We start from the raw sequence: 25,307 nt of genomic DNA on the forward strand, positions 1-25,307 counted from the left end.
TTGCAATGCTTAAACGTCTAACTGGATCCGGCATCAGCCTCATATTGGGGGCGGTATTGAGCATGGCTTATCATCCAGCTTCAGCTGAAGTATTGGTGGTGGTATCAGCCGAGGCCCCTGTTACTCGTCTTACCAACAGTGATTTAAGGGATATTTATTTAGGACGTCGCACGCTCATAGTCAACGGCGTACAAGTGGTGCCCTTGGATCTCACTGAAGGCACAGCAGCGAGAAGCGAATTCTATACCCACTACACGGGGCAAACCCCCGCGCAGATCAAGGCGCACTGGGCAAGACAGATATTTACCGGTCGAGGGCAGCCGCCCCAAGCGCTAGCTAGTAGTCGCGCAGTGGTAGAACGGTTAGTCAGTGATGTAAAAGCATTGGGCTATATAGACCCTTCTTTTCTTGATGAGCGTTTGCGAGTGGTGACAATTGAGTAGCCTCAATGATCAAGCAAGCCCTGAAGAGGGCGGTTCATCCAAAACCTTTACTTATCGATGGACACATCATCTTGTAGAGCCACTGGTACTATTCAGCATAGTGGCTTTTATGATGTTACTGGTGATATGGGGTAGTACGTATTTTTTAGTCAATAAAGAGCGTATGTCCATTGAGCGCCAGGCAAAGCTGTCCGTAGGTGAAATCACCGACACCTATGAAGCACGAATGGTAAGAGCTCTCAGGGAGATCGACACAACACTGAAATTGGTACGTTTTACCGCCAATAGTAGCGATCACTCCAGAGTGCTCAGTGCGTTAAATGAACAGAGGTTGTTGCCCCCTGCACTGCTATTTACCATCAGTATTGTCGATGCGCAGGGCACAATTATTGAAACCACTGACCCAGGTTTACTTGGGCAACGCCAGGCACCTCCTTCGCAAGCAATGTTGGGCGATGATTACTTGGCAGTGGGGGAAAAAGATGTCCACCAAGCAAAACAGCTTACCTTCACTCGTCCGTTAAGGCCTAAGGTAGCTCCTGACCAAGAGGAAGGGGCGGGGTGGGTCGTGGTCGCTATTGATGCAAATTACTTTGTGAGCAGTTATGAAGTACGGTCTTTGGGCCAGCAGGGCATGCTGGCTCTCGTCGGCGCGGATGGCCTTGTGCGTGTCAGGCGTTCTGGAGATACTATCTATTCGGGCGAGTTAATGGATATGCGAACCTGGAAAGGTAGCTCACTGGATGCTGTTAGTGTGCCCTTTGTGACCCACTGGCAAGGGGTCGAGCGCTATACGCTGTTACGCCAGCTGTATGATTTTCCATTATCGATCGTTGTCGGGCTTTCTACGCAGGAGCAGTTGGCCGCGGCTCAACAACTTGCGCGTAAATATTGGTACAGAGCCGGTTGGGCAAGCGGCCTTCTGCTCATCATTCTAGCTCTACTTGGCCTTTTGAGCTGGAAGCTTCAACGAGCGCAGCAGCGAGTAATGGAAGAGCGTGTACTGCATGCCCAGCAGGTTGAACACTTAGCATTCCATGACACGCTAACGGATTTGCCTAATCGAGCCTTTCTGAGTTACTTAATAACCCAAGCCGTGAAGCAGGGAGGTCGCCACGGTGACTCTTTCGCACTGCTTTTCCTGGATCTTGACCGCTTTAAGTTAATCAATGACACCTTGGGTCACGATGCCGGAGACCATCTTCTGCAAGAAGCCGCTAGGCGATTGACTTCTTCTGTGCGTGAAAGTGATATCGTCGCTCGGTTAGGGGGTGATGAATTTGTCATCCTTTTGAGCAAGGTTAGTCGACGAGAGCAAATTGAGCCCATAGCCCAAAAAATTCTCTCCGCCGTCAGAGAGCCCTTTATGGTAGCGGGCCAGGAGTGCCATGTCTCGGTAAGTATTGGTGTCTCACTGTATCCGTTTGACGGGCTTGACGAGCAAACATTAATGAAAAGCGCCGATATGGCGATGTATCAGGCGAAGCAGCTGGGCAAAAACACTGTCCAATTCTATACCGATGAATTAAGTGCGGAAATGGATGTGCGTTTAACCTTGGAGTCTGGACTGCATCGTGCGCTTGCTGGCCATGAGTTTCGACTGTTCTTCCAGTCAAAGCATGACGTCGAAGTGGGCAGCACCCTTGGCATGGAAGCATTGCTTCGTTGGCAGCACCCAGCGCTTGGGTTACTGGAACCCGCCCAATTCATGGCCCTGGCTGAAGAGAGCGGTTTGGCCATGCCTATCGCTCAATGGGTGCTCGAAAATGCCTGTCGGCAAAATATGCTGTGGCAACAAGAGGGGTTTCCCGCATTAACGATGGCGGTCAAGATTTCTGCGCGCCAATTTTACGACAACAGCTTTTTGGAGAGTATCAAGGAGGCATTAGCCACTACTGGAATGGATCCCAGGCTACTTGAGTTGGAAATTACAGAGAGCATGCTGCTGCAGAATGTTCAGCGTACGGCAAGTATCTTTGCCGAGATTAAAAAACTCGGGGTTAAGATTGTCATTGACGATTTTGGTACAGGGTATTCTTCTCTATCTGACTTAAACGCTTTGCCTGTCGATACGTTAAAAGTAAGTTCTTCTTTAGTTAAGCGCTTATCAGGCACCCGTCGCGACCAGCAGTTATCGTCATCGGTCATTGAGTTGGGTAAGCGTCTAGGGATGCAGGTGTTCGCGAAAGGGGTCGCTTCTCATGAGCAGTCCCATTTCATAGGCAGCCACGCCAGTCTCCCTTTTCACGGCTTTTATAGTAATAGACCGTTGTCAGCAGAGGAGAGCTGCCAAAGGGAGAAATAGCCCAACCAAGCACCACTTACCCTTTTACAGCCAATATAGGGCAAGCAGTGCACAGGTTTAGCCGACGACTTTACATATTAGGGTAGTTGGGTCCGCCACCGCCTTCTGGTGCTACCCAGGTAATATTTTGCGCTGGGTCTTTGATGTCGCAAGTTTTGCAGTGCACGCAGTTTTGGAAATTGATCTGAAAGCGTGGCTGGCCCGCGCTATCCTCTACCACTTCGTAAACACCCGCCGGGCAGTAGCGCTGCGCCGGTTCGGCGTATTTGGGCAGGTTATCGCGGATTGGTAGCTCAGGATCGTCCAGGCGCAAATGACACGGCTGATCCTCTTCATGGTTGGTGTTAGACAAAAATACCGAGGTAGGCTTGTCAAAGGAGAGCTTGCCGTCCGGTTTGGGATAGTTAATCTTTTCAAACTCGGCTGCAGGCTTGAGGGCGCCATAGTCGGTGTTGGTATCGTGGACGTTAGGCAGCTTGTTGCCCAGCAACTGGTGAGCAAAATTATACGCTCCACCGCCCACGGTGCCATATTTATGGATCGCGGGGCCGAAGCTGGCGCTCTCTTTAAGCTCTTGGTAGGCCCAGCTGGCTTCCCATTTCTGGGTAAAGCTCGTTAGCTCCTGGGCGCCTTCGTCGCCACCTTTGATCGCCTCAAATACGCTCTCCGCAGCAACCAAACCAGACTTCATGGCGGTGTGCAGGCCTTTGATCTTGGAAAAGTTGAGGGTACCCGCATCGCAGCCAATCAATAGCCCGCCGGGGAAGGTCATTTTGGGCAGGCTGTTAAAGCCCCCCTTGGTAATCGCCCGGGCGCCATAAGCCACGCGCTTGCCACCCTCCAGATACTGACTAAGTACCGGATGATGCTTCATACGCTGAAATTCGTCGAAGGGCGAGAGCCACGGATTCTGGTAGCCCAGATCCATAATCAAACCCACAACGACCTGCTGGTTTTCCGCATGGTAAAGGAACCAGCCGCCGTGGGCGTTTTTATCCAATGGCCAGCCAGAGCCATGCAATACGAGCCCAGGCTCATGTTTGTCGGCAGGCACATCCCATAGCTCTTTAAGGCCGATACCGTAGTGTTGCGGGTCGCAACCTTCATCCAGTGAGAAGTCTTTGATTAAGCGTTTGCCTAAATGCCCCCGCGAGCCTTCGGCAAACAGCGTGTATTTGGCGCGCAGTTCCATGCCCGGCATATGGCCATCTTTAGGGGTGCCATCGGCGGCAACACCCATGTCGCCAATCAGAATGCCACGCACGGCGTCATCTTCAATAATGACCTCTTGGGCGGCAAAGCCTGGGAAGATTTCTACGCCGAGGCCCTCTGCCTGTTCCGCCAGCCAGCGGCACAGGTTGCCCGCACTGATCACATAGCGGGTAAGCTCGCCGCCGGTGTTATGCATGCTTTTAGGTACTAAAGCATTGGGCACTTTCTGCGCTTTTTCGGCGTCTTTAAGCAAGAAAACGTCGTCGCGAATTGCCGGGGTATTGAGTGGTGCGCCGCGCTCCTTCCAGTCGGGGAACAGCTCCGTCAATGCACGGGGTTCAAAGACCGCGCCTGATAGAATATGTGCGCCAACCTCTGAGCCTTTTTCAACGACGCAAACCGTGAGCTCTTGCTCAGCCTCGTTGGCTTGCTGCATGAGTCGGCATGCGGCGGAAAGCCCGGATGGGCCCGCACCGACAATGACGACATCAAAGTCCATTACATCGCGTTCTACAGTTTCCACCCGGTTTCTCCTTATTCTCTTTAAGTGCCAGCGTTTACAAAACTAATCTCAGGGTTACTCCAGGGAACTAGCTTATAAAAAGTCGGCCTTAATTTAAAACGGTCGTTTGCTTCTGGTTATGCCCCATGATAGGCATAATACCTGTGTCAGGTCACGCCTACGATGGTGAAAGGAGCATTTATTGACGGTATGCTTTGCTTACCACAGTTCAGTGCTACGACTAAGGCCGTAGTGGACGATTAAGCATTAGGTATTGTCGCTTTATGGCAGGCTATGGCAAATTGGTAGGGTTTTTCAATTGCGCACCTATCAAACGCTCGATTGAATTTTGTATATTGAATTTAAAAGCGCCGCCGTTATCGTTGGCAGCGCCTGTATTGGGGCAGGCGAATCGCTGTTGAGCGGTTGCCAGTAAGTCTTCAATGCATCACACGTCTTAAAAAGGGGTATCCGCTGGGCGGGTGCCGTCTCAGGGTAACGGCTTTACGACAAGCCAAGCGAGGAACCTATGAAAGTACTCGTCGCGGTGAAACGCGTCATCGACTATAACGTCAAAATCCGCGTTAAGGCGGATCACTCGGATGTCGATCTTACCAACGTCAAAATGGCCATGAACCCCTTCTGCGAAATTGCCGTGGAAGAGGCGGTACGCCTGAAAGAGAAGGGCGTGGCGACAGAAGTCGTCGCCGTCACGGTAGGGCCCAAAGCCGCCCAAGAGCAGCTACGTACCGCGCTGGCGCTGGGGGCGGATCGCGCCATCCATATCGAAACCGACGAGCGCGCCGAATCCCTGGCCGTGGCCAAGCTGCTGGCCAAAGTGGTTGAAGAAGAGCAGCCGGGGTTGGTGGTGTTGGGTAAACAGGCCATCGACACCGACAACAACCAGACCGGCCAAATGCTCGCCGCGCTCACCGGCCTACCTCAAGGTACGTTTGCCTCGGAAGTAGCGGTCGACGGCGACAAGGTGAACGTGACGCGTGAAATTGACGGCGGCCTGCAGACCATCGCCCTGACACTACCGGCGATTGTCACCACCGACCTGCGTTTGAATGAGCCGCGCTACGCCAAGCTCCCCGACATCATGAAGGCCAAGAAAAAGCCGCTGGATGTGAAAACCCCCGCCGACTACGGCGTTGAGGTTGCCTCCAAGGTCAGCCTGCTCAAAGTCGAGTCGCCCGCCGAGCGCAAAGGTGGCGTCAAAGTCGCCTCGGTAGACGAGCTGATCGACAAGCTGAAAAACGAAGCCAAAGTTCTTTGAGATAAGCTCTTTAAGATAAGTGCTTTGAAAACCGTACTTTAAGAAAAGAGCTTTGAAAGGAGTTGATGCCATGAGCATTCTGGTACTTGCGGATCTACACGAAGGCCAACTGGCCGGCGCCACCGCCCACGTCGTGGCGGCCGCCCAAGCCATCGGTGGCGATATTGACGTTCTGGTGGCCGGTGAAGGCGTGCAAGCCGCTGCCGAAGCCGCCGCCAAACTCGATGGCGTGAGCAAAGTCCGCGTTGCGGATAACGCCGTTTACGCCCACCAGCTGGCCGAGCCCATGGGCGCGCTGCTGGTCGAACTGGCCGATGGCTACACCCACGTGCTGGCCAGCGCCTCCACCACCGGCAAAAACGTACTGCCGCGCCTAGCGGCGCTAAAAGACGTCAGCCAGCTGTCGGACGTTATCGCCGTGGACAGCGCCGATACCTTTAAGCGTCCGATCTACGCCGGTAACGCCATCGCTACCGTCAAAAGCGACGATGCGCTCAAGGTCATCACCGTGCGTTCCACCGGTTTTGATGCGGTCGGCACCAGCGGCAGCGCGACGATTGAAGCGGTCGATACCGTGGTAGAAAACAGCCAGTCCAGCTTTGTGAAAGAGGAGCTGGCGCAGTCGGATCGTCCTGAATTGGGCGGCGCCAAGGTGGTGATCTCCGGTGGCCGCGGGATGGGCAACGGCGAAAACTTCAAGCTGCTCGATGGCATTGCCGACAAGCTGGGGGCTGCCATCGGTGCTTCCCGGGCCGCGGTAGACGCAGGCTTTGTGCCCAACGATATGCAGGTCGGCCAAACCGGCAAGATCGTCGCCCCGGATCTGTATATCGCCGTGGGCATTTCCGGTGCCATCCAGCACCTGGCGGGCATGAAGGATTCCAAGGTGATCGTCGCGATCAACAAAGACGACGAAGCACCGATTTTCCAGGTGGCGGATTACGGCCTGGTGGGGGATCTGTTTGAGATCCTGCCGGAGCTTGAGAGCAAGCTGTAAGCAATACCGTGATTCAATAGCGGTGGGCCGACTTCGCCAGAAGTCGGCTTTTTTTTTGGCCGGTGTATTAGGTAAACTGGCAATAGTTGACTAAAGTACTGGGGCAAAAGGTAAGAAAAACCACCCCGGTGGTTGAAAAAGCTGCGGGCTGACCGCACATAGGTAAGTGAAAGCAACGAAAGCCACTCAAGGAGATGATGATATGGCACATACACTACCCGAATTGCCGTACGCATATGACGCTCTCGAACCAAACATCGATGCGATGACGATGGAAATTCACCACTCTCGTCACCATCAAACCTACATCAACAACCTGAACGCCACGCTGGAAGGCACAGGTCTTGAAGATGTACCTGTCGAAGAGCTGATCGCTAATTTGGATCGCGTTCCGGAAGCCAAGCGTCAAGCCGTTATTAATAACGGTGGCGGTCATGCCAACCACTCCATGTTTTGGCAAATGATGTCGCCTAACGGTGGTGGCAATCCCCAGGGCGATGTCGCAAAAGCGATTGATGCTGAGCTGGGCGGTCTGGAAGCCTTTAAAGAAGAGTTCAAAAAAGCGGCCGTTGGCCGTTTCGGCAGTGGTTGGGCATGGCTCTCCATTACCCCTGAAAAGAAATTGGTGGTAGAAAATACCTTGAACCAAGACAGCCCGCTGATGCACGGCAATACGCCGCTGCTCGGTCTGGATGTTTGGGAGCATGCCTACTACCTGAAGTATCAGAACAAGCGCCCTGACTATATTGCTGCGTTCTTTAACGTAGTGAACTGGGAAGACGTTGAGCGTCGTTACCAGGCTGCGATTAGCTAATATTGCTATGAGCCGCTAACTGCGCCGGTTCACGGCGCTGTTAAAAACCGTCCACTTTTTAGTGGGCGGTTTTTTATTGTCTGGGACAGTGTTTTAGGGGGCAGGGTTGGGCATTAGCTGTCAATATCCTGTGGATGAAAAATACCACATATGCTTGAATTGATTTTTCATTGGTCTATATATAGTATGCGTCGTATCTTTTAGAGAGGGCTGGCACTAGATGTGCCCTACCCGAAAAATGCCGCTATGAAAAGGAAAATAGCCATGGAAATCCAAATTTATAGCAAGCCCGCTTGTGTTCAATGCACCGCGACTTACCGCGCGCTCGACAAGCAGGGGCTTGATTACACTGTTATCGATATTACCGCCGAATCCGGTGCTCAAGAAGAAGTCGAAGCTCTCGGCTATCGCCAGCTTCCTGTCGTAGTCGTCGGCGAGGATCACTGGTCGGGTTTCCGTCCAGACCGCATTCAAGCGCTGGCTTAAGTCATCCTAATGCTGGCAAGTTGCTCACCTTCACCTATCGCCGGCAGTTTGGTTTACTTCTCTACAAAATCAGGCAATACCCATCGATTTGTAGAAAAACTTGGTTTTGCCGCAAAGCGACTGCCGTTGAATCGAGATGAGCCTGTTCCACGAGTCACCCAGCCGTATATTTTAATTACCCCCACTTATGGTGGGGGGAGCGAGCAGGGTGCGGTGCCCAAGCAGGTGATCCATTTTCTTAACGACACACATAATCGGGGCCTCCTGCGGGGGGTGATTGCAGCGGGAAATACAAATTTTGGCGAAGCGTATGGCCTTGCTGGCCGCATTATTGCGAAAAAATGCCAAGTGCCGCTGCTGTATCGATTCGAATTATTTGGCACCGACGATGACGTGGCCAATGTCCGTCAAGGAGTAGAAGAGTTTTGGAAACGACAAACCTAGCCCTGAAAGACTCAGCGCCGAAAGACTCAGTCTCGAACGACGTATCCACTAAAAACGGTGAGGCCAAACGGCCAGCAGCGAAGACAGAAGCGCGCACGCTGGACTATCACGCTCTTAACGCCATGCTCAACCTGTACGGTGCCAATGGCGAGCTACAGCTGGATAAGGATCGTGAAGCGGCACGCCAGTACTTCTTGCAGCACGTTAACCAGAACACGGTGTTCTTCCACTCGTTGGAAGAAAAGCTCGATTACCTGGTCGAAGAGCAGTACTACGAAGCCGAGATGCTGGCCCAGTACAGCTTCGCCTTTATCAAGGCGCTATTCGAGCAGGCTTACGCCTATAAGTTTCGTTTCCCAAGCTTTTTGGGCGCCTTTAAGTACTACACCAGCTATACGCTGAAGACGTTCGACGGCAAACGCTATCTAGAGCGTTACGAAGACCGCGTCTGCATGGTCGCGCTAACCCTGGCGCGGGGCGACGAAACGCTGGCGAAGTCGCTGGTGGATGAAATCATTAGCGGCCGCTTTCAGCCGGCGACCCCCACCTTTTTGAACTGCGGCAAGCAGCAGCGCGGCGAGCTTGTGTCGTGCTTCCTGCTGCGTATTGAAGACAATATGGAGTCCATTGGGCGCTCCATTAATTCGGCGCTGCAGCTCTCCAAGCGTGGCGGCGGTGTGGCATTCCTGCTCAGCAACATCCGCGAATCCGGTGCACCCATCAAGCGCATTGAAAACCAGTCATCGGGCATCATCCCGATTATGAAGCTGCTGGAAGATGCCTTCTCCTACGCCAACCAGCTGGGCGCTCGCCAGGGGGCAGGGGCGGTGTATCTGAACGCTCACCACCCGGATATTCTGCGCTTTTTGGATACCAAGCGGGAAAACGCCGACGAGAAAATCCGTATCAAAACGCTCTCCCTGGGCGTGACGATTCCAGATATTACCTTTGAGCTTGCCAAGCGCAACGACGACATGTACCTGTTCTCGCCCTACGATGTAGAGCGTGTTTACGGCGTGCCCTTTGGCGACATCAGCGTTACCGAGAAGTACCAAGAGATGGTTGCGGATGCGCGCATTCGCAAGCATAAGATCAATGCACGGGCCTTCTTCCAGACTCTGGCCGAGCTGCAGTTCGAGTCGGGCTACCCGTACATCATGTTTGAAGACACGGTTAATCGCGCCAACCCGATTGCTGGCCGTATCAACATGAGTAACCTTTGCTCTGAAATTCTTCAGGTCAATACGCCTACCGAGTATGACGACGACCTTGGTTATCGCCAAATCGGTCAGGACATCTCCTGTAACCTGGGCTCCATGAACATTGCCAAGGTGATGGACGCAGGTGATATCGGTACCAGTGTGGAAATCGCTATTCGTGGTCTCACCGCTGTTTCTGAAATGAGTAACCTGCGCAGCGTGCCCTCTATTGCCGAAGGTAATGCCAAGTCGCGGGCGATTGGCTTGGGTCAGATGAACCTACACGGCTATCTGGCGCGGGAGCACATCTACTACGGCTCTGACGAAGGTTTGGATTTTACCAACCTCTACTTCTACTGCGTTGCCTTCCATGCGATCCGGGCGTCGAACCGTTTGGCGATTGAACACAAAGAGTCGTTTGCGGGCTTTGCCGACTCTACCTACGCTTCGGGGACCTTCTTCGATAAGTACACCGACCAGGCGTGGCTGCCGCGCACCGATAAAGTACGCGGGCTGTTTGAGCGCAGCGGTATCGCGTTGCCGACCCAAGATGATTGGCAGGAACTGAAAGCCTCGGTCATGGCCCACGGTTTGTATAACCGTAACCTGCAGGCGGTACCGCCGACGGGCTCGATCTCTTACATCAATAACTCCACCTCCAGTATTCACCCGGTGGCGGCGAGAATTGAGATCCGTAAAGAGGGCAAGCTGGGGCGTGTTTACTACCCGGCGCCTTTCCTGGATGAAGCGAATTTTGACTACTTCCAGGATGCCTACGAAATCGGCCCGGAAAAGATTATCGACACCTACGCGGAAGCCTCGCAGCACGTTGACCAGGGCTTATCGCTAACGCTGTTCTTCCCGGACACCGCAAGCACGCGCGATATCAATAAGGCGCAGATTTACGCCTGGCGCAAAGGCATCAAAACGCTCTACTACATTCGCCTGCGCCAGAGCGCGTTAGAAGGCACCGAGGTAGAAGGCTGCGTTTCTTGCACGCTGTAATGGCACTGATTTCTGCCGATTCGCCTTGTGTCTGTTATTGAGCATTTGTTTCTAAACAAGCTTTGCTAGCCCGGCTGTCACAGCCGGGCTCTCATAGCCGGGCTTTGAGAGAGTGATATGAACACCATGCAACGTTTATCGCGGGTTGATGCGATTAACTGGAACCGGCTTCAGGATGATAAAGACCTGGAAGTCTGGAACCGCTTGACCAGTAATTTCTGGCTGCCGGAAAAAGTCCCGCTGTCTAACGATATTCAGTCGTGGAACACGCTGACCGAAAAAGAAAAGCAGCTGACGATTCGTGTGTTTACCGGTCTCACGCTGCTCGACACCATCCAAAGCAGCGTGGGCGCACCGGTATTAATGGAAGATGCTCGCACTCCCCACGAAGAGGCGGTTTATACCAATATCGCCTTTATGGAATCAGTGCACGCGCGCTCCTATAGCTCGATCTTCTCGACGCTCTGTACCACCCGCGATGTGGATGACGCGTTCCGCTGGAGTGAAGAGAATCCCACGCTGCAGGCAAAATCCCAGCTGATTTTAGAGCGCTACCGCTCGGATGACCCGCTGATGCGCAAAGTCGCCAGCGTATTCCTTGAGTCGTTTCTGTTCTACTCCGGCTTCTACCTGCCGATGTACTGGTCAAGCCATGCCAAGTTGACCAACACCGCCGACCTCATTCGTCTAATCATTCGCGACGAAGCGGTACACGGCTACTACATTGGCTATAAATTCCAGCAGGCGATGGCGGAAGCGACGCCCGCGCGCCAGCAGGAAGTGAAAGATTACGCCTACGAGCTGCTGCTGGAGCTCTACGACAACGAAGTGCGCTACACCGAGTCACTGTATGACGAGGTAGGCCTAAGTGAAGACGTCAAAAAATTCCTTCACTACAACGCCAATAAAGCGCTGATGAACCTTGGCTTCGAGCCGCTGTTCCCCAGCAGCGTCACCGATGTGGATCCCACCATCATGGCGGCGCTATCACCCAACGCCGACGAGAACCACGACTTCTTCTCTGGATCCGGCTCCTCCTACGTGATCGGTAAAGCCGTCGCCACAGAAGATGACGACTGGGCGTTTTAATGGCCGTAGGAGTGGGTGGTAGATAAGCTGGTGGTATAGATAAAGGCGCATAAAGGAGGAGGTATGCCAGACAACCCCGCTAACGTATTGAAAATTGCCGCAGCAATGGTGAGCGATCCCGATGGTCGTTTGCTACTGGTGCGCAAGCACAATACGTCCTTCTTTATGCAGCCCGGCGGCAAGATCGATGCGGGTGAAACTGCGTTAGAGGCACTGTGCCGTGAGCTGAAAGAGGAGTTAGGCTTGCAGGTTAATGAAGATCAACTGATTCCGCTAGGCGTGCACAGCGCTCCCGCTGCCAATGAGCCGGACATGATGCTCGAAGCGCACCTGTTTAGCCTGGTTATCGACGAGCCTGTCGAGGCGGCGGCTGAAATTGCCGAAGCAAGATGGGTAACCCGTGAAGAGGCTTGGCAACTCCCGCTGGCGCCGCTGACAAAAGAGTACGTAGTGGTTAACTATTAAGCTTGAACATTGTGATAACGGGCGCCGATGGGCGCCTTTTTTATGCGTGTCAGGTAAGCGAAATCAACTGATGGTTAATGATAAATATTGTCATTTATTCTATTAGTGGTAGGCTATGTCCCGTAAAAGATAAACGCAAATCGTTCTAATACCCAATTAGTTTTTAGTGGCGCGGTGCCCGCCGCCCGCTACTCAGTGACGGAGAGTCGACGTGCTGAACAGGCCTTTCTTTGCCTTGCGTGGATGGTGGCTAGCGGGAGTGCTGGCCAGTGGCACGCTGATGGCAAGTGAACAAGCAGTGGCTCAAGCGGCCGAAAGTGTCGAAGCCCAGCAAGCCCAGGCAGCGCTTCAGGAGCAGATCGATGCTGCCGATGCGCAGACCCGTGAGCAGTTGGAAGAGTTGCGCCGTTTGGAGCGCGAAACCCGACAGCTGAAGGCTGATAACGCCTCTCTGTCCGGGCGCTTGGCGGAAGAGGCCGAGCGTCAGCAGCGGTTGGCGACGGCGCTGGATACGCTGGAAGATACCCGCGCGGCGCTGCCTGTGATCGAACAAAATATGTCTGCTCAGCTAAGCCAATGGATAGAGCGTGACCTGCCGTTTCTACGTGAAGAGCGGTTAGCGCGGGTTGAGCGTCAGCCCGACGAGCAAGGTCAAAACACCATTGAGCGTATTAATGGACTGTTAGAGGCCTGGCGCGTTGAGCTTGACTATGGTCAGGAGATGGACAGCTGGCGGGGGCGCCTAAGTCAGGATGGCCGCCAACGCGAAGTGGATTACTTGCGCATCGGGCGTATCGGCTTTTATTACCTAACCCCCGACGGCCGAGAGGGCGGTGTGTGGAGCGCTGAGAACGGCGCATGGCAACCGCTGGATGACGAGTACCTACGTGAAGTGCGCAGTGGGCTGCGTATGGCGGAAGATCAGCGCGCCCCGGATCTATTAACCTTGCCGCTCTCGATTAGTGCCAATGACCTGCAGGGAGAGCAACCATGAGTCGGCTAACACTTCGTCAACTTGGCTATGCCTGCGTTGTATTGGGGCTGGTAGCGGTGAGTGGCGTATCAATGGCGCAAACCGAAAGCGCTACGTCTCTGCGTGAAGCCCGTGAGGCTGCTGAAGTGCGAGACCAGCAGCGGCTAATGAACTTTCTGGATGACCAGCAGGCGCTAGAGTCTGCGCTGGAGCAAGCGCGCGCCGAGCATGAAGATGCCCGGCAGCAGCATGAAGCACTGCAGACGCAGCAGGCAGAGCAAACAGACCAAGCCAGCGAGCTGAGCGAACGCCAGGCAGAACAGGGCGAAGCGCTTTCGGGTCTGCTGGCCAATCTTGCCCGACACAGCTCAGAGGTTCGCAACACGCTTGGCGAAGAAAGCTTTTTGACCTTGGAGGAGGGGTCGTTACCGCCTCGGTTGGATGAAGTTGAAGTGCTTGAGCGCCATCAACTGGAAAATGTGGTGGATCGCTTGGCGACGTTAACCGCGCGCACCGGGCGTGCCGAGCGGCTTTCAATGCCCGTCGCCGATGCAAATGGAGAGGTAGCCGCTCGCGAATTGGTACGGCTGGGCGATTTTGCGGCCTTTACCGAGAACGAGCTTTTAGAGCGCGGTGAAAATGACGGCAACCTAGTGGTTCTGCCGCGTACCCCTGATGCCATTGCCGGGGTGCTGGCGGCTTACTACCAGGGCGAAAGCAATGTATTTGCGGTGGATCCTACCCAGGGCAGTGTGCTGGAGGCCTTGGCCCAGCAACCCAGTCTATGGGAGCGTTTCCAGCAGGGCGGCTATGTCGGCTATGTTGTCGTGGCGCTGGGTATTCTGGGCATGATCATCGGGCTGGGGCAGTATCTCTATTTGGTACTGGTGAGTCTGCGTGTTAAACGCCAGCGGCAATCTCTCGATCAGTTGCGGGACAATAACCCGCTGGGCCGGGTTCTGCTGCGCTTTGAAGGCATGGATAAACATCAAACTCCGGAGGCGCTGGAAGCGCGGTTGGATGAAGCAGTGTTGGCCGAGTTGCCCAGGCTGGAACGCAGTCAGCCGATGGTGAAGCTGCTTGCCGCGATAGCACCATTGCTCGGTCTGCTGGGCACGGTAACCGGCATGATCGTGACTTTCCAAGCGATTACCGTGTTTGGCACCGGCGACCCGCAGCTAATGGCGGGCGGTATCAGTCAGGCGCTAGTGACTACCGTGCTGGGCCTGATTACCGCCGTGCCGCTGCTGTTTGTACAGACCGCTCTGGCAGGCCGCAGCCGTTACCTGACCCACGTGATTGAAGGGCAGGCGAGCGCGACACTGGCAGATCATCTGGAATCTCACACGCCCGTGGTGAATTAACATGTCCACTCTTCCTCTCTGGCTCGAACCCGTTGAGCGCTTAGTGGAGGCGGGGGGCGCAGTACTGGTGGTTTTGGCCGTCGTGGCCGTACTGGTGTTTGCCATGGCCATGGAGCGCTGGTGGTACTACCGGATTACTTGGCGTACAGCGCGGCGTCAACTGTTGCGCCGCTGGGCGGCGCGTAGCGACCACACTAGCTGGAGTGCCCGGACGCTTCGTCAAGTGTGGGCCGAGGCGCTGGTCGCCAGGCTGCGCAAACCCTTGCCATGGCTAAAGCTGTTAGTCGCGCTATGTCCGTTATTGGGGTTGTTAGGCACAGTGACGGGCATGATCAGCGTGTTTGATAGCCTTTCGCTGAGTGAGACCCATCAAGCCCGTGCCATGGCGGACGGCGTCGCCCGAGCGACGCTGCCGACCTTGACCGGCATGGCCATTGCCGTGGTCGGGCTGCTATTTATTAGTCGTTTAGAGCACGTCATCCGTCGTGAAGACCAGAGGCTGCATGATCGCTTGGCGCGGGCACTGGAGGAGAGTGATGCGTAGACGTCGTTCCATAGATGCGACTGCTGAGAGCAATGAGGTGAATCTTACCCCCATGCTCGACGTGGTATTTATCATGCTGATTTTCTTTATTGTGACTACCAGCTTTGTCAAAGAGAGTGGTGTCGAGATTGAACGACCGGAATCCAGCGCTGCCACCCCACGCCCGGATGCCCAGGTGCTCGTGGCGATTTCCCCCGAAGGTGCGGTATGGGTAGATGGCAGTCCCGTGGATGCCCACCGGGTCGGTCAGCAGGTAGCCGATATGCTAAGTGATGATGGCTCGGTAGTTATCCAGGCGGATCGCGAATCCACCACGGGCTTGCTGATCGAGGTGATGGATCGCCTACGTGAAGCGGGCGTTGACCAAGTGGCGGTGGCAGCGAGTCGGAGTGGGTCATGATGCGCCACCTGCTGTCGTTATTGGGGGGTGTCGTTCTGGCGGTGGGCTTGTTCTGGCTGCTTGCCCAGCTAGTGGCCCCCCCTGAGCGGGAGCCCGAAGAGCTGACCATGAGCATGGCAATGACCATGATTGAAGCGCCGGAGGTGGCCCCTGAGCAGGAGGCGCCCACGCCTCAGCCTGTTGAAGCGGCACCCCAGCAAGCACCGCCTCCCATGCCTGCGCCCGAGCCGCCTCCGGTAGCGGAAAGCACTATTAGTCTGCCGGAAGTGGAGCTGCCAGAGGAGCCCGTCGAGCCGGTTGAAATGGACAGCGAACTTCCCGAGCTAACGGAAGTTGAACCGGAACCCCGGCCTGAGCCAACGCCAGAACCCACACCGGAACCACCGCCTCGGGAAGCGCCTGCAGAGCCAGCACCCGCCGCTACCACTGCTGAGCCGAGTGAGCCTGCTGAGCGTGAGGCAGCTCCAGCAGCTGAGCCTGCTCCCTCTAACGAGCCGGTGAGCGTTGGTCAAGCTACGCCGACGAGCCGGGTTAATCCAAACTATCCACCACGTGCCCAGCGCCGAGGTATGGAAGGCTTTGTAGAGGTGGCCTTTACGATTCGCCGCGATGGCAGTGTGGATAGCTCTTCTATACGGGTTACCAATGCGCAGCCGCGTCGCGTATTTGACGATGCCGCGCGTGATGCGATTGCCAAGTGGCAATTTGAACCCAGTGATCAGTTGCGTAATGCCACCCAGCGGATCGAGTTTCAGTTGAGGTAGCCGTATGAAGCGTTTTTTAAGCATTCTATTACTCAGCGTTTGGCCTCTTTCTTCACAGGCCAGCCCTGCGCTACAAGGTGATGTGATTGCTGACCTCAATGCGCTGCAAAGCCAGTTAAAAGAGGGGGCGTTGGCACAAGTCGTTGAGCGGGCGACGTCCCAGGCGGAGCGGTTGGCGTCCGGCAACCAATCGGATCAGTGGGCCAGCGCGCTCTACCAACAGCTCGCAGCCGGCGCTTTGACGCGCCAGGATCAGCACGCTGCGGCAGCGGATCGTCTGGCGATTGCCCGTGGTTTAAGCGGAGTCGATAGTGCTCAAGCAGCCCGTTGGCTACGTGAGGAGGCCTCACTGCGCCGTGCTGCCGGTCAGCGTGATCAGGCCATTGAGTTACTCAGTGAGTGGTTAGACAGTCAGCAGGATATTGACACTACCTGGCAGCTAACCCGCCTGCTGGCGCAACAGGAACGCTGGGATGAAGCTGCCGATTGGCTTGAGCAGGCGCTTAATGAGACGCCAGAGCTAAGCGAAGCGCAGCAGGCTCTGGCGCTTGCTGTGTATCGCAATGCAGGGCAAGGCGATCAGGCATTGGGCTGGCTGCTGGATGGCTTGAACGCGAAAAGCGACGCCGCCGATTGGCGCCAAGCCGCCGGGCTTGCTCAGCAGGCTGGCCAGTCTGGGGTAGCCGCTGGCCTGTGGGAGACGGCCTGGCAATTAGGCAAGCTAACCGAGCAGGAAGATTTCTGGCTGTTGGTTCAACTCCACCTCGTCGGCGGCACCCCCGCAAGGGCGGCAGAACACCTAGAGCGGGCGATGAGTGAGGGCGATATTGTCCGCGATGAGTCCCATCTGCGTTTGCTGGCTAACGCCTGGCGGCAGGCCAAAGACGTTGAGAAGGCCCTAAATGCCTGGCACGCCTTGGCGCTGCATACGCAAGCTGCCGCAGACTGGCGTGCCTATGGCCAGCTCGCTTACGCCTGGGGTGAGGATGGGCAAGCGAAACAAGCCTTTGCCCGCGCCTCGTCATTAGGTGACGATGAAGCGGAGCAGTGGCTGGCCAGTTTCAACTAGTTAATCTCACGCAGAAAAGATGTCTGTCCAGTTCAGTAGGTCGGCGATAGGGTAAAGCGAGGGTCTTTTTCCAGGGATGGAAAAAGTAGCGCCCATGGATGGGTTCACAGCGCCCTCGCGGCGCCCTAGCGCCGTATGCAGAGAGGTCTAGATTTTAAGCGTAATATCAAAATCACTCCAGGTAGGCGCGTGATCCGATGGCCGCTCCATGCCGCGTAAATCGTAGTCTATGCCCGCGCCGGTGACCTGCTCAGCTAGCGCCTGGGTGACTAGAATATAGTCGATACGCAGGCCGCGCTTGGGCTCCTGGTTAAACCCTTTTGAGCGGTAATCGAACCAGCTAAAGCGGTCATCGCTTTGCGGATAGCAGAGGCGGTAGCTGTCGGTAAGTCCCCAGGCTTTAATACCTTCGAGCCACTCGCGCTCAATGGGTTGAAAGCTGGTTTTGCCTTCACGCAGCCAGCGCTTGCGGTTAGCGTCGCCGATACCAATGTCCTGGTCTTCCGGTGAGATATTAAAATCGCCCATGATCGCCAGTCGCTCGTCAGAGCGGTGCTGCTCGCTAAGCAGTCGCGCTAGCTGGCCGTAAAAGCGCTCTTTATGAGGGAATTTAGTCGGGTGAGTAACGTTTTCGCCCTGAGGAAAATAGCCGTTCCAGATCGTCACGGCTTCGCCATCATCGGCGATCAGACGAACGCCGATCATGCGGCGCTGGGCGTCTTCGTCATCATCGGGGAAGCCGTAAAAAACTTCAGCAGGCGCCTGGCGGCACATCAAGGCAACGCCGTAGTGGCCTTTTTGGCCGTGATAAAAAACGTGGTAGCCCATGGCTTCCACGTCGGCGAGGGGGAACTCACTATCCTGCACTTTGGTTTCCTGGAGCCCAATCACGTCCGGCTGCTGAGTGTCGATCAACGCCTGTAACTGGTGAAGCCGTGCTCGGATGCCATTAATGTTGAACGAAACCAAACGCATTATGAGTCGTCCCCCTGCGGTTTGTTGGCACCGCCATCAGTTTTGTCAGGGTGAATGGCAATCTCCTGTCCGTTCTGCTGGCGGGCGAGTTTTCTCACTGCCTGGAGCTTGCGCTGCTGCTGCTTTTTCGCCACAAAACGGCGCGAAGGGGCGACTTGGTCAGGATTGTCGTGGCGCCATTTTTTATAATCTTTACGCCGGCCGGTACGAATTGTCACCTTATCGGCCAGTGAACGAGTTTTTTTCTTACGCGTCATGTCGCGCTCCTTACGTCGATTTGACGGCTATTCTAACAGGCCTTGGGACTCCTTCGACAGCAGGACGCGCTCTTATCGCCAAGCCCTGGTACAATGCGCACGTCAAGAAGCCAACTTCCACAGCAATGGACAGATAGACAGCCTATGAGCGAGTCGGAACAGACCACAGCACCGGCCCAGAACCGCAAGCCAAAACGCCGCCGTCGTAAACCGCGTCGTCGCCAGTCGAGCTGGGATCTTCGTCAGTTTCAGGTGCCCGCCGTGGCCGGCAAGTGGCGCTTTCATGACTTTGATCTGCCGCTGCCCTTAATGCGCGCTATTCATGCCCAAGGGTTTGAGTACTGCACGCCTATTCAAGCCGAGGCCCTGCGCCAAACGCTATTAGGTGGCGACATTGTCGGTAAAGCGCAAACGGGAACCGGTAAAACCGCGGCCTTTTTGATCTCTGTGATGGCCTACTTCCTGGAAGAGCCAACACCCAATGGTCAAAAGCCGGGGGCTCCGCGCGCCTTGATTATTGCGCCCACCCGCGAGCTGGCACTGCAGATCGAAAAGGATGCTAAAGCGTTAGCACGCTTCACCCAGCTCAACGTGGCGAGTGTGGTCGGCGGTATGGACTACCAGAAACAGCGTGAAAGCCTGGGCAGCAAGATCGATATCCTGGTGGCGACACCTGGGCGTCTGTTGGATTTCCATCAGAAACGCGATATCGACCTTAATGAAGTTGAAGTATTGGTATTAGATGAAGCCGACCGCATGTTGTCGATGGGCTTTATCCCCGACGTGAAGCGAATCATTCGCTACACGCCGAAAAAAGAAGAGCGCCAGACCTTCCTCTTCTCGGCCACCTTTACCGACGACATTCTGAATCTTGCCAGCCAATGGACGCTTGATCCCGCCCACGTTGAAATCGAAGTGACCGTTGAGAATCAGGCGGATATCGATCAGCGTGTGTATATGGTGTCCGATGACGACAAGCAGCGCTTGCTGGTGAATCTACTTCAGCAGGAGAGCTTTGAGCGCGTCATGGTCTTTGGTAACCGTCGTGACTTAGTGCGCAAACTCGACGACCTGCTCAAAAAAGCCGGTGTCAGTGCAGCGATGCTGTCGGGCGATGTGCCTCAGAATCAGCGTATCAAAACCCTGGAAAGCTTCCGCGAAGGCGAAATTCAGGTATTGGTCGCCACTGACGTTGCTGGCCGTGGGATCCACATTGAAGACGTGAGCCACGTCATCAATTACACCTTGCCCGAAGACCCGGAAGACTACGTACACCGTATCGGTCGTACCGGTCGAGCTGGTGCGAAGGGTGTATCGATTAGCTTTGTCGGTGAAGAGGATGCCTTCTCGTTACCGGAAATCGAACGCTATATCAATGACAAGCTACCCTGCGTGCATCCGCCGGAAGGTATGCTCTAAGCCACATGCTGGATACTGCCCTCAAGAGCGAGATTCAAGACGCTTATCGTCGCGTGGTGGACACCCTCGAGCTGACCCCACGCTACGGCCAGCGCATGATGATCGCTGAAATCGCCCGAACCTTGGGTAATATCGAGAGCGACGGCGAGGGTAAGCGCACCAGTGATACCCACGTCTGTGTGCTTGAAGCGGGTACCGGGACAGGGAAAACGCTGGCCTATCTGATCGCCGCCTTGCCGATCGCGAAAGCGCGGGGCAAGCGGCTGATTATTTCCACGGCCACGGTCGCTCTTCAAGAGCAGGTGCTGAATCAGGACTTGCCTTCACTCGCTAGCCACAGCGGTATCGCCTTTCGTTATGCATTAGCCAAAGGGCGTGGCCGCTATGTGTGCGTGGCGCGCCTGGATCAGGCGCTCGAAGGTACCGAGCCCAACCCGACGCTGTCGCTGTTTGAGCAGTCCCTGCAAACGCAAAGCAGTGACTTTACGGTTATTGCCAGTGATATGGCGCAAGCTTACGGCCAGGGCGAATGGGAAGGGGATCGCGATAACTGGCCTGAGGCGATTGAGGATGCTCACTGGCGACGGCTGACGGTGGATCATCGCCAGTGCACGGGGAGGCGCTGCGGGCACTTTGGTGCCTGCGCGTTTTTCCGTTCCCGCCGAGAGCTTGAAAACGCTGACGTTATCGTCGCCAATCACGATCTTGTGCTGGCGGATTTGGCCTTGGGCGGCGGCGCGATTCTGCCCGACCCGGCGGACTGCATCTTTGTCTTTGACGAAGGCCACCACCTGCCAGAGAAGGCGCTTTCCCACTTTGCCCACCGCTTTGCGGTGCACGGCTGCTTGCGCTGGCTGAAAACGCTGAGAAGCAGTTTAACTGACCTTCACCAGGCGTTGGCTATTCAGCCAACGGTGTCGCGGCTGCTGGTGAGCTTGCCGGAGCTGATTCATAACCTGGAACCCGCGCTGGGCGATGTGTTTAGCATGGGGCATCAGCTAGCCGGGCGGCCAAACGGCTTGGCGGACGAAGAGGCCACCCATCAATCGCGTTTTGAGAAAGGTCAGGTGCCCGATGCTCTACAGGAGCAGGCGCAGCAGCTGTTGGTGATGTTTGCCTCGCTGTCGCGCTGTCTCGAGAGTATCAGCGATATTCTGCGCGAGAGCCTTGATCCCGATAAGCAGACCGGCCTTGATCGTGAGCAGGCAGAAATCTGGTTGCCGTTGGTGGCGCTGTTGCATGGACGGGCGTTAGAGGCCCATGCCTTGTGGCAAGCGTTTAGCGAAAAGGATGTTGCTAATGAGGCGCCCAGCGCCCGTTGGATTACCCTAAGCCGCGTAGCCGGTGAGCCGGAGGTTGAGTTTTCGGCTAGCCCCGTATCAGCCGCGCATACCCTTGCAAAGCATTTATGGGGGCGCTGCCATGGGGCGGTGGTCACTTCGGCAACGTTGACCGCTCTGGGCCGCTTTGAACGCCTCCAAGAGCGCGCAGGTTTGGCGAACCGCTACCGCTATCAGGCGCTGCCTAGCCCCTTTGATTACGCCAATGCGGTGCTGCGCGTGCCTAAAGAGGCCACCGACCCTGGCGACAGGGAGGCCCATGAGCGGGCGATTGTGACGTTTGTATCGCAGTTGGCCGACAAAGAGGCGGCGCTAGTGCTGTTCTCTTCCCGCGCCCAGCTGCGTGCAGTCGACAAAGCGTTGCCAGCGAATGTGAAGGAGCGCGTGCTCGCTCAGGATGCGCTGCCTAAGCGTGAGCTTATCGAGCGCCATCGGGCGGCGGTGGATAGGGGGGAGGGCAGTATCATCTTTGGCCTGGCGAGCTTTGCCGAGGGGATCGATCTTCCCGGCGACTATTTGACGCATGTGGTGATAACGCGGCTACCTTTTGCGGTACCCGACGACCCGGTGGGTGCTACGTTAGCGGAGTGGATAGAAAGCCAGGGCGGTAATGCGTTTATGCGCATTAGCGTGCCTGATGCGTCTATTAAGCTGGTGCAGGCCTGCGGACGCCTGATTCGTAAAGAGAGTGATCGCGGCACAATCACCTTGTTGGATAAACGGGTGATTACCCGCCGCTACGGGCAAGCGCTGCTGGATGCGCTGCCGCCATTTCGTCGAGAAATTAGTCGCTGACCCGTCATAAAAAACCCCGCCGTAGCGGGGTATCTGACCTACTTGGCGATGCGCTTGGCCAGAGTGGCGGCCAGTTTATCGTTCATGCGATTGAAGGTTTCCACTGTGGTGTCCCAATCGATGCATGCATCGGTAATGGAAACGCCATACTGCAGTTGGCTAAGATCTTGCGGCAGTTTTTGATTGCCCCAGCCAATGTTGGATTCCACCATCAGGCCGATAACGGAGGTGTTGCCTTCCAAAATCTGGTTGGTGATGTTCTCCAGCACCAGCGGCTGTAGCGCGGCGTCTTTGTTGGAGTTGGCGTGGGAGCAGTCGATCATGATGTTGGGCGAGAGCTTGGCTTTCTCGAGCTCTTTTTCTGCCAGGGCTACGCTTACGCTGTCGTAGTTGGGCTTGCCGTTGCCGCCGCGTAACACGACATGTCCATAGGCATTGCCGCGGGTGCGAATAATGGCTACCTGGCCCGCCTGGTTAATGCCCAGGAAATTGTGCGGGCTGGCCACAGACTGAAGCGCGTTAATTGCCACGTCCAGGCTGCCGTCGGTGCCGTTTTTAAAGCCGACCGGGCAGGAGAGGCCGGAAGCCATTTCCCGGTGGGTCTGGGACTCGGTGGTGCGGGCGCCAATCGCCGACCAGCTGATGCAGTCCTGCAGGTATTGGGGCGAGATGGGATCCAGTGCTTCTGTGGCTAGCGGTAAGCCCATTTCGGCCAGATCGACCAGCAGTTTGCGGGCGATATGCAGGCCCTCATCGATCTCAAAGGAGTCGTTGAGGTGCGGGTCGTTGATCAGACCTTTCCAGCCGACCGTTGTGCGCGGTTTTTCAAAATAGACGCGCATCACGATATATAGGCTATCGCTAACTTGATCCGCCAACGCACGAAGGCGGCGGGCGTAGTCAAGAGCGGCTTCCACGTCGTGGATTGAGCACGGTCCGACCACTACCAGTAGGCGTGGGTCGTTGCCATCAAGGATATTCTGAATGGTTTGACGACCTTCAATTACGGTGCGCTCTGCCGCATCCGTTAACGGCACGGCATTTTTGAGGGCTTCTGGGGTGGTGAGAACGTCTTGAGCTAGGACGTTAAGGTTATTAACCTGCTGTTCGGACATCTTGCTACCTGTGCTTGCGTTATGGTTGAAAAAGTGAAAAAGGCGATAAAAAAAGTGGCGACTACTATCGCTTGCCGAGCAGGTAAAAATCAATTGCTGTGGAACTTTAGCGAGATTAAAAGTGTCAGCCGCAGGGTTTGCGAAAGGGGGTAAGCGCTTGATGCGCTGCAAGGAACGCGCAACACTGGGTCTCTGTTGTTAAAATTTAGGTCGTTAAAATTCAGTACCGTTATAAAATGCAGCAACATATGAGGGCGAAGTAATCGCTCTTTTATTCACTCTATTATTAATCAATGCCCAAGGGACGCTATGCTGCTTGCTGTGAACGCCCACTTGTCAGGGCTAATAGGAATGGGGCTCGGCGCACGCCGTACGAGCTGGAGGAGCGTGTGAATGGGCACTCGGGAAACAGACCAACAGCTTGTTGAACGTGCCCAGAAAGGTGATACGCGCGCTTTCGATCTGCTGGTGAAAAAGTACCAGCATAAAATTATCGGCCTAATTGGCCGTTACGTTCATGATCACTCTGAAGTTCAGGATGTGGCTCAGGAGGCATTTATTAAGGCGTACCGCGCCTTAGGTAAGTTTCGCTCAGAAAGTGCGTTCTATACCTGGATGTACCGCATTGCGATTAACACAGCCAAAAACTATCTGGTTTCGCGGGGAAGGCGCCCGCCGGGGAGTGATTTGGATATCGTCGATGCTGAAATTATCGACCAAAGCGGGCGGTTGGCAGATTCAGAGTCACCGGAAGCGGCGATTGCCAGAGATCAGCTCGAAGCCGCGGTTTATCAGGCGATCGAAAACCTGCCTGATGATCTGCGCACGGCGATTACCCTGCGCGAGCTGGATGGCCTTGCTTATGAAGATATTGCTCAAGTAATGCAGTGCCCGGTGGGTACCGTGCGTTCGCGAATTTTCCGCGCTCGCGAGGCGGTTGATGAGCATATCCGCCCATTGGTATCGACGGCGCGGAACAGTCGCGATGAGTAGCGGTCAGTAGAGGCAAGGCACTATGATTGCCAAGCAATGCCAGGATAAGAAATGAAGGTTTTATTTTTTTTGTGAACTGTCTGGCATGTAAGGCGTCATAAAGCCTGACTATCTTGATGAGCACGTATGATGTGTCATCCGTTGATATATCAATGTGCAAAGCGTCATGAGCTTAGTGTTGCAGGCTAATGAGTATCGCCAGTTTAATTGGCTTGCAACTGAGTCTTGGCCTTGGAAGTCGTCGGTGTGGTGGTGCACACAAATTATGAGCCATCACCCCAGTACTTCTTTTTAACAGTGTGAGGGTGTGAAGTATGAGTCAAAACACACGGGAATCACTTTCGGTGTTAATGGATGGCGAGAGTGATGAGCTTGAGCTTCGCCGAGTGTTGAAGGCACTGCCTAACGATACCGATGCCGCAGATACATGGCGCCGCTATCACCTTGCCCGCAGCATGATGCAGCGGGAGCAGGGCGTCGATGTAAGCGTTGATCTCTCCGCTGGCATTATGGCCCGACTGCGTGACGAGCCAGCGCCAATGACGCAAGATGCCGAGCCTGTAGCTCAGCGTACGGGGGGGATTTCGTTCGCCCGCGGCGCTGGCGTTGCCGCTGCAGTGTCACTGATGGTGATCACTGGCGTTCAGTTCTTCGGCAACGACTCACCCGTTGGCCAGGGCGGTAACGATATGGCAACGACTGCATCTGGCGCTAATGGCGCTACTCAGGTACAGCCCGTTAACCTGGCCTCTCAGTCGGCAGTAGCCTCACGTGCTGATATGCCCATGTTTGAACCTACGCCGTTTCGGCTTAGCGGTCAGTCGGCCCAAGGCGGATTGATGAATATTAGTGAAACTGGGTTTTCAGCTCAGACGCCTCAGGGAGTGACGGCTTCCCAGGGTACTAATATTGACGTAGAGCAGATTGGCTTGCTGCAATCTTATTTAGAGCAGCATACTCAAAGCGCTGCTTACGGCAGCGGTGATAGTTGGATGCCGTTAATGCGTTCATCGGCAGTGACTGAACCATTGGGTCAGCGCTAAACTGAATGTCGTACTT

24 protein-coding genes are annotated in these 25,307 nt (G+C 55.3%); 20 read left to right on the plus strand and 4 right to left on the minus strand.

Features of this window, described 5'->3' with window-relative positions:
- Positions 1-5 precede the first annotated feature (5 nt).
- Both KF947_RS20405 and KF947_RS20410 read left to right on the plus strand, forming a co-directional pair.
- Complete coding sequence (locus KF947_RS20405) at positions 6-443, plus strand: phosphate ABC transporter substrate-binding protein (RefSeq protein ID WP_227404946.1); 438 nt, start codon at positions 6-8, stop codon at positions 441-443.
- Positions 444-552: 109 nt separating this feature from the next.
- Positions 553-2,748, plus strand: a complete 2,196-nt coding sequence (locus KF947_RS20410) for a putative bifunctional diguanylate cyclase/phosphodiesterase (protein ID WP_227404947.1) — start codon at positions 553-555, stop codon at positions 2,746-2,748.
- A 70-nt stretch (positions 2,749-2,818) separates the two neighbouring features.
- Here the strand turns inward: KF947_RS20410 and KF947_RS20415 are convergent, their stop codons facing one another.
- A complete protein-coding gene (locus KF947_RS20415) occupies positions 2,819-4,483 on the minus strand; it encodes an electron transfer flavoprotein-ubiquinone oxidoreductase (RefSeq protein WP_227404948.1) in 1,665 nt (554 codons plus the stop codon).
- A 508-nt stretch (positions 4,484-4,991) separates the two neighbouring features.
- Here KF947_RS20415 and KF947_RS20420 point away from each other — a divergent pair.
- From KF947_RS20420 to KF947_RS20485, 14 genes are all read left to right on the plus strand, one after another.
- On the plus strand, positions 4,992-5,741 hold the full coding sequence (locus KF947_RS20420; protein WP_133730513.1) for an electron transfer flavoprotein subunit beta/FixA family protein: 750 nt from the start codon (positions 4,992-4,994) through the stop codon (positions 5,739-5,741).
- Positions 5,742-5,811: 70 nt separating this feature from the next.
- Entirely contained in the window at positions 5,812-6,738 is a 927-nt protein-coding gene (locus tag KF947_RS20425) for an electron transfer flavoprotein subunit alpha/FixB family protein (RefSeq protein WP_133732868.1), read from the plus strand.
- A gap of 202 nt (positions 6,739-6,940) precedes the next feature.
- A complete protein-coding gene (locus KF947_RS20430; RefSeq protein ID WP_133730515.1) occupies positions 6,941-7,552 on the plus strand; it encodes a superoxide dismutase in 612 nt (203 codons plus the stop codon).
- A gap of 264 nt (positions 7,553-7,816) precedes the next feature.
- The gene (gene nrdH, locus KF947_RS20435) at positions 7,817-8,038 is read left to right on the plus strand and encodes a glutaredoxin-like protein NrdH (RefSeq protein ID WP_008956787.1); all 222 of its coding nucleotides are present in this window, start codon (positions 7,817-7,819) and stop codon (positions 8,036-8,038) included.
- A gap of 9 nt (positions 8,039-8,047) precedes the next feature.
- Positions 8,048-8,482 (plus strand): class Ib ribonucleoside-diphosphate reductase assembly flavoprotein NrdI, encoded by a 435-nt coding sequence (gene nrdI / locus KF947_RS20440; protein WP_133730516.1) that lies wholly within the window; start codon positions 8,048-8,050, stop codon positions 8,480-8,482.
- A gap of 98 nt (positions 8,483-8,580) precedes the next feature.
- The gene (nrdE, locus tag KF947_RS20445; protein ID WP_206478118.1) at positions 8,581-10,686 is read left to right on the plus strand and encodes a class 1b ribonucleoside-diphosphate reductase subunit alpha; all 2,106 of its coding nucleotides are present in this window, start codon (positions 8,581-8,583) and stop codon (positions 10,684-10,686) included.
- A gap of 117 nt (positions 10,687-10,803) precedes the next feature.
- Positions 10,804-11,775 (plus strand): class 1b ribonucleoside-diphosphate reductase subunit beta, encoded by a 972-nt coding sequence (gene nrdF / locus KF947_RS20450; protein ID WP_007114779.1) that lies wholly within the window; start codon positions 10,804-10,806, stop codon positions 11,773-11,775.
- A gap of 63 nt (positions 11,776-11,838) precedes the next feature.
- Positions 11,839-12,240 (plus strand): NUDIX hydrolase, encoded by a 402-nt coding sequence (locus KF947_RS20455; RefSeq protein ID WP_133730517.1) that lies wholly within the window; start codon positions 11,839-11,841, stop codon positions 12,238-12,240.
- A 211-nt stretch (positions 12,241-12,451) separates the two neighbouring features.
- Positions 12,452-13,234 carry a DUF3450 domain-containing protein gene (locus tag KF947_RS20460; protein ID WP_133730518.1) on the plus strand — a complete coding sequence of 261 codons (783 nt, stop codon included), beginning with the start codon at positions 12,452-12,454 and terminating at the stop codon, positions 13,232-13,234.
- Positions 13,231-14,577, plus strand: a complete 1,347-nt coding sequence (locus KF947_RS20465) for a MotA/TolQ/ExbB proton channel family protein (RefSeq protein ID WP_227404949.1) — start codon at positions 13,231-13,233, stop codon at positions 14,575-14,577. The genes KF947_RS20460 and KF947_RS20465 overlap by 4 nt, the downstream gene beginning before the upstream one ends.
- Position 14,578: 1 nt before the next feature.
- Positions 14,579-15,121, plus strand: a complete 543-nt coding sequence (locus tag KF947_RS20470; RefSeq protein WP_227404950.1) for a MotA/TolQ/ExbB proton channel family protein — start codon at positions 14,579-14,581, stop codon at positions 15,119-15,121.
- Positions 15,114-15,521 (plus strand): ExbD/TolR family protein, encoded by a 408-nt coding sequence (locus KF947_RS20475; protein ID WP_022523852.1) that lies wholly within the window; start codon positions 15,114-15,116, stop codon positions 15,519-15,521. Before KF947_RS20470 ends, KF947_RS20475 begins: the two co-directional genes overlap by 8 nt.
- Positions 15,518-16,285 (plus strand): energy transducer TonB, encoded by a 768-nt coding sequence (locus KF947_RS20480; RefSeq protein WP_133730520.1) that lies wholly within the window; start codon positions 15,518-15,520, stop codon positions 16,283-16,285. The genes KF947_RS20475 and KF947_RS20480 overlap by 4 nt, the downstream gene beginning before the upstream one ends.
- Before the next feature lie 4 nt (positions 16,286-16,289).
- A complete protein-coding gene (locus KF947_RS20485) occupies positions 16,290-17,354 on the plus strand; it encodes a tetratricopeptide repeat protein (RefSeq protein ID WP_133730521.1) in 1,065 nt (354 codons plus the stop codon).
- A gap of 147 nt (positions 17,355-17,501) precedes the next feature.
- On the opposite strand, the gene xthA is transcribed toward KF947_RS20485, so the two are convergent.
- Positions 17,502-18,329 (minus strand): exodeoxyribonuclease III, encoded by an 828-nt coding sequence (gene xthA, locus KF947_RS20490; protein WP_133730522.1) that lies wholly within the window; start codon positions 18,327-18,329, stop codon positions 17,502-17,504.
- Positions 18,329-18,586 (minus strand): hypothetical protein, encoded by a 258-nt coding sequence (locus KF947_RS20495; protein WP_133730523.1) that lies wholly within the window; start codon positions 18,584-18,586, stop codon positions 18,329-18,331. Before KF947_RS20495 ends, xthA begins: the two co-directional genes overlap by 1 nt.
- Before the next feature lie 144 nt (positions 18,587-18,730).
- Between KF947_RS20495 and rhlB the strand changes: the two genes are divergently transcribed.
- Complete coding sequence (gene rhlB, locus KF947_RS20500) at positions 18,731-20,005, plus strand: ATP-dependent RNA helicase RhlB (RefSeq protein WP_244286488.1); 1,275 nt, start codon at positions 18,731-18,733, stop codon at positions 20,003-20,005.
- A 5-nt stretch (positions 20,006-20,010) separates the two neighbouring features.
- Entirely contained in the window at positions 20,011-22,140 is a 2,130-nt protein-coding gene (dinG, locus tag KF947_RS20505) for an ATP-dependent DNA helicase DinG (RefSeq protein WP_227404951.1), read from the plus strand.
- Between the two features lie 38 nt (positions 22,141-22,178).
- On the opposite strand, the gene KF947_RS20510 is transcribed toward dinG, so the two are convergent.
- Complete coding sequence (locus tag KF947_RS20510) at positions 22,179-23,255, minus strand: 3-deoxy-7-phosphoheptulonate synthase (RefSeq protein WP_227404952.1); 1,077 nt, start codon at positions 23,253-23,255, stop codon at positions 22,179-22,181.
- A gap of 393 nt (positions 23,256-23,648) precedes the next feature.
- Between KF947_RS20510 and rpoE the strand changes: the two genes are divergently transcribed.
- Positions 23,649-24,248, plus strand: coding sequence for an RNA polymerase sigma factor RpoE (rpoE, locus tag KF947_RS20515; protein WP_035578604.1), 600 nt, complete (start codon positions 23,649-23,651; stop codon positions 24,246-24,248).
- A gap of 314 nt (positions 24,249-24,562) precedes the next feature.
- Positions 24,563-25,291 carry a sigma-E factor negative regulatory protein gene (locus tag KF947_RS20520; RefSeq protein ID WP_133730526.1) on the plus strand — a complete coding sequence of 243 codons (729 nt, stop codon included), beginning with the start codon at positions 24,563-24,565 and terminating at the stop codon, positions 25,289-25,291.
- Positions 25,292-25,307: the final 16 nt, after the last annotated feature.

Source organism: Halomonas sp. FeN2 (assembly GCF_020595105.1).
In the GTDB taxonomy this organism is placed as follows: Bacteria; Pseudomonadota; Gammaproteobacteria; order Pseudomonadales; family Halomonadaceae; genus Vreelandella; species Vreelandella neptunia.

Bases quoted from the DNA above. Each gene is read 5' to 3' on its own strand.
- KF947_RS20485 (WP_133730521.1), top strand. From the start codon at position 16,290: ATGAAGCGTTTTTTAAGCATTCTATTACTCAGCGTTTGGCCTCTTTCT.
- KF947_RS20510 (WP_227404952.1), bottom strand. From the start codon at position 23,255: ATGTCCGAACAGCAGGTTAATAACCTTAACGTCCTAGCTCAAGACGTT.
- KF947_RS20470 (WP_227404950.1), top strand. From the start codon at position 14,579: ATGTCCACTCTTCCTCTCTGGCTCGAACCCGTTGAGCGCTTAGTGGAG.
- KF947_RS20465 (WP_227404949.1), top strand. From the start codon at position 13,231: ATGAGTCGGCTAACACTTCGTCAACTTGGCTATGCCTGCGTTGTATTG.
- KF947_RS20410 (WP_227404947.1), top strand. From the start codon at position 553: ATGATGTTACTGGTGATATGGGGTAGTACGTATTTTTTAGTCAATAAA.
- KF947_RS20475 (WP_022523852.1), top strand. From the start codon at position 15,114: ATGCGTAGACGTCGTTCCATAGATGCGACTGCTGAGAGCAATGAGGTG.
- xthA (WP_133730522.1), bottom strand. From the start codon at position 18,329: ATGCGTTTGGTTTCGTTCAACATTAATGGCATCCGAGCACGGCTTCAC.
- KF947_RS20405 (WP_227404946.1), top strand. From the start codon at position 6: ATGCTTAAACGTCTAACTGGATCCGGCATCAGCCTCATATTGGGGGCG.
- rpoE (WP_035578604.1), top strand. From the start codon at position 23,649: ATGGGCACTCGGGAAACAGACCAACAGCTTGTTGAACGTGCCCAGAAA.
- nrdI (WP_133730516.1), top strand. From the start codon at position 8,048: ATGCTGGCAAGTTGCTCACCTTCACCTATCGCCGGCAGTTTGGTTTAC.
- KF947_RS20455 (WP_133730517.1), top strand. From the start codon at position 11,839: ATGCCAGACAACCCCGCTAACGTATTGAAAATTGCCGCAGCAATGGTG.
- nrdF (WP_007114779.1), top strand. From the start codon at position 10,804: ATGAACACCATGCAACGTTTATCGCGGGTTGATGCGATTAACTGGAAC.
- KF947_RS20520 (WP_133730526.1), top strand. From the start codon at position 24,563: ATGAGTCAAAACACACGGGAATCACTTTCGGTGTTAATGGATGGCGAG.
- dinG (WP_227404951.1), top strand. From the start codon at position 20,011: ATGCTGGATACTGCCCTCAAGAGCGAGATTCAAGACGCTTATCGTCGC.
- KF947_RS20430 (WP_133730515.1), top strand. From the start codon at position 6,941: ATGGCACATACACTACCCGAATTGCCGTACGCATATGACGCTCTCGAA.
- rhlB (WP_244286488.1), top strand. From the start codon at position 18,731: ATGAGCGAGTCGGAACAGACCACAGCACCGGCCCAGAACCGCAAGCCA.
- KF947_RS20495 (WP_133730523.1), bottom strand. From the start codon at position 18,586: ATGACGCGTAAGAAAAAAACTCGTTCACTGGCCGATAAGGTGACAATT.
- nrdH (WP_008956787.1), top strand. From the start codon at position 7,817: ATGGAAATCCAAATTTATAGCAAGCCCGCTTGTGTTCAATGCACCGCG.
- KF947_RS20420 (WP_133730513.1), top strand. From the start codon at position 4,992: ATGAAAGTACTCGTCGCGGTGAAACGCGTCATCGACTATAACGTCAAA.
- KF947_RS20425 (WP_133732868.1), top strand. From the start codon at position 5,812: ATGAGCATTCTGGTACTTGCGGATCTACACGAAGGCCAACTGGCCGGC.
- KF947_RS20480 (WP_133730520.1), top strand. From the start codon at position 15,518: ATGATGCGCCACCTGCTGTCGTTATTGGGGGGTGTCGTTCTGGCGGTG.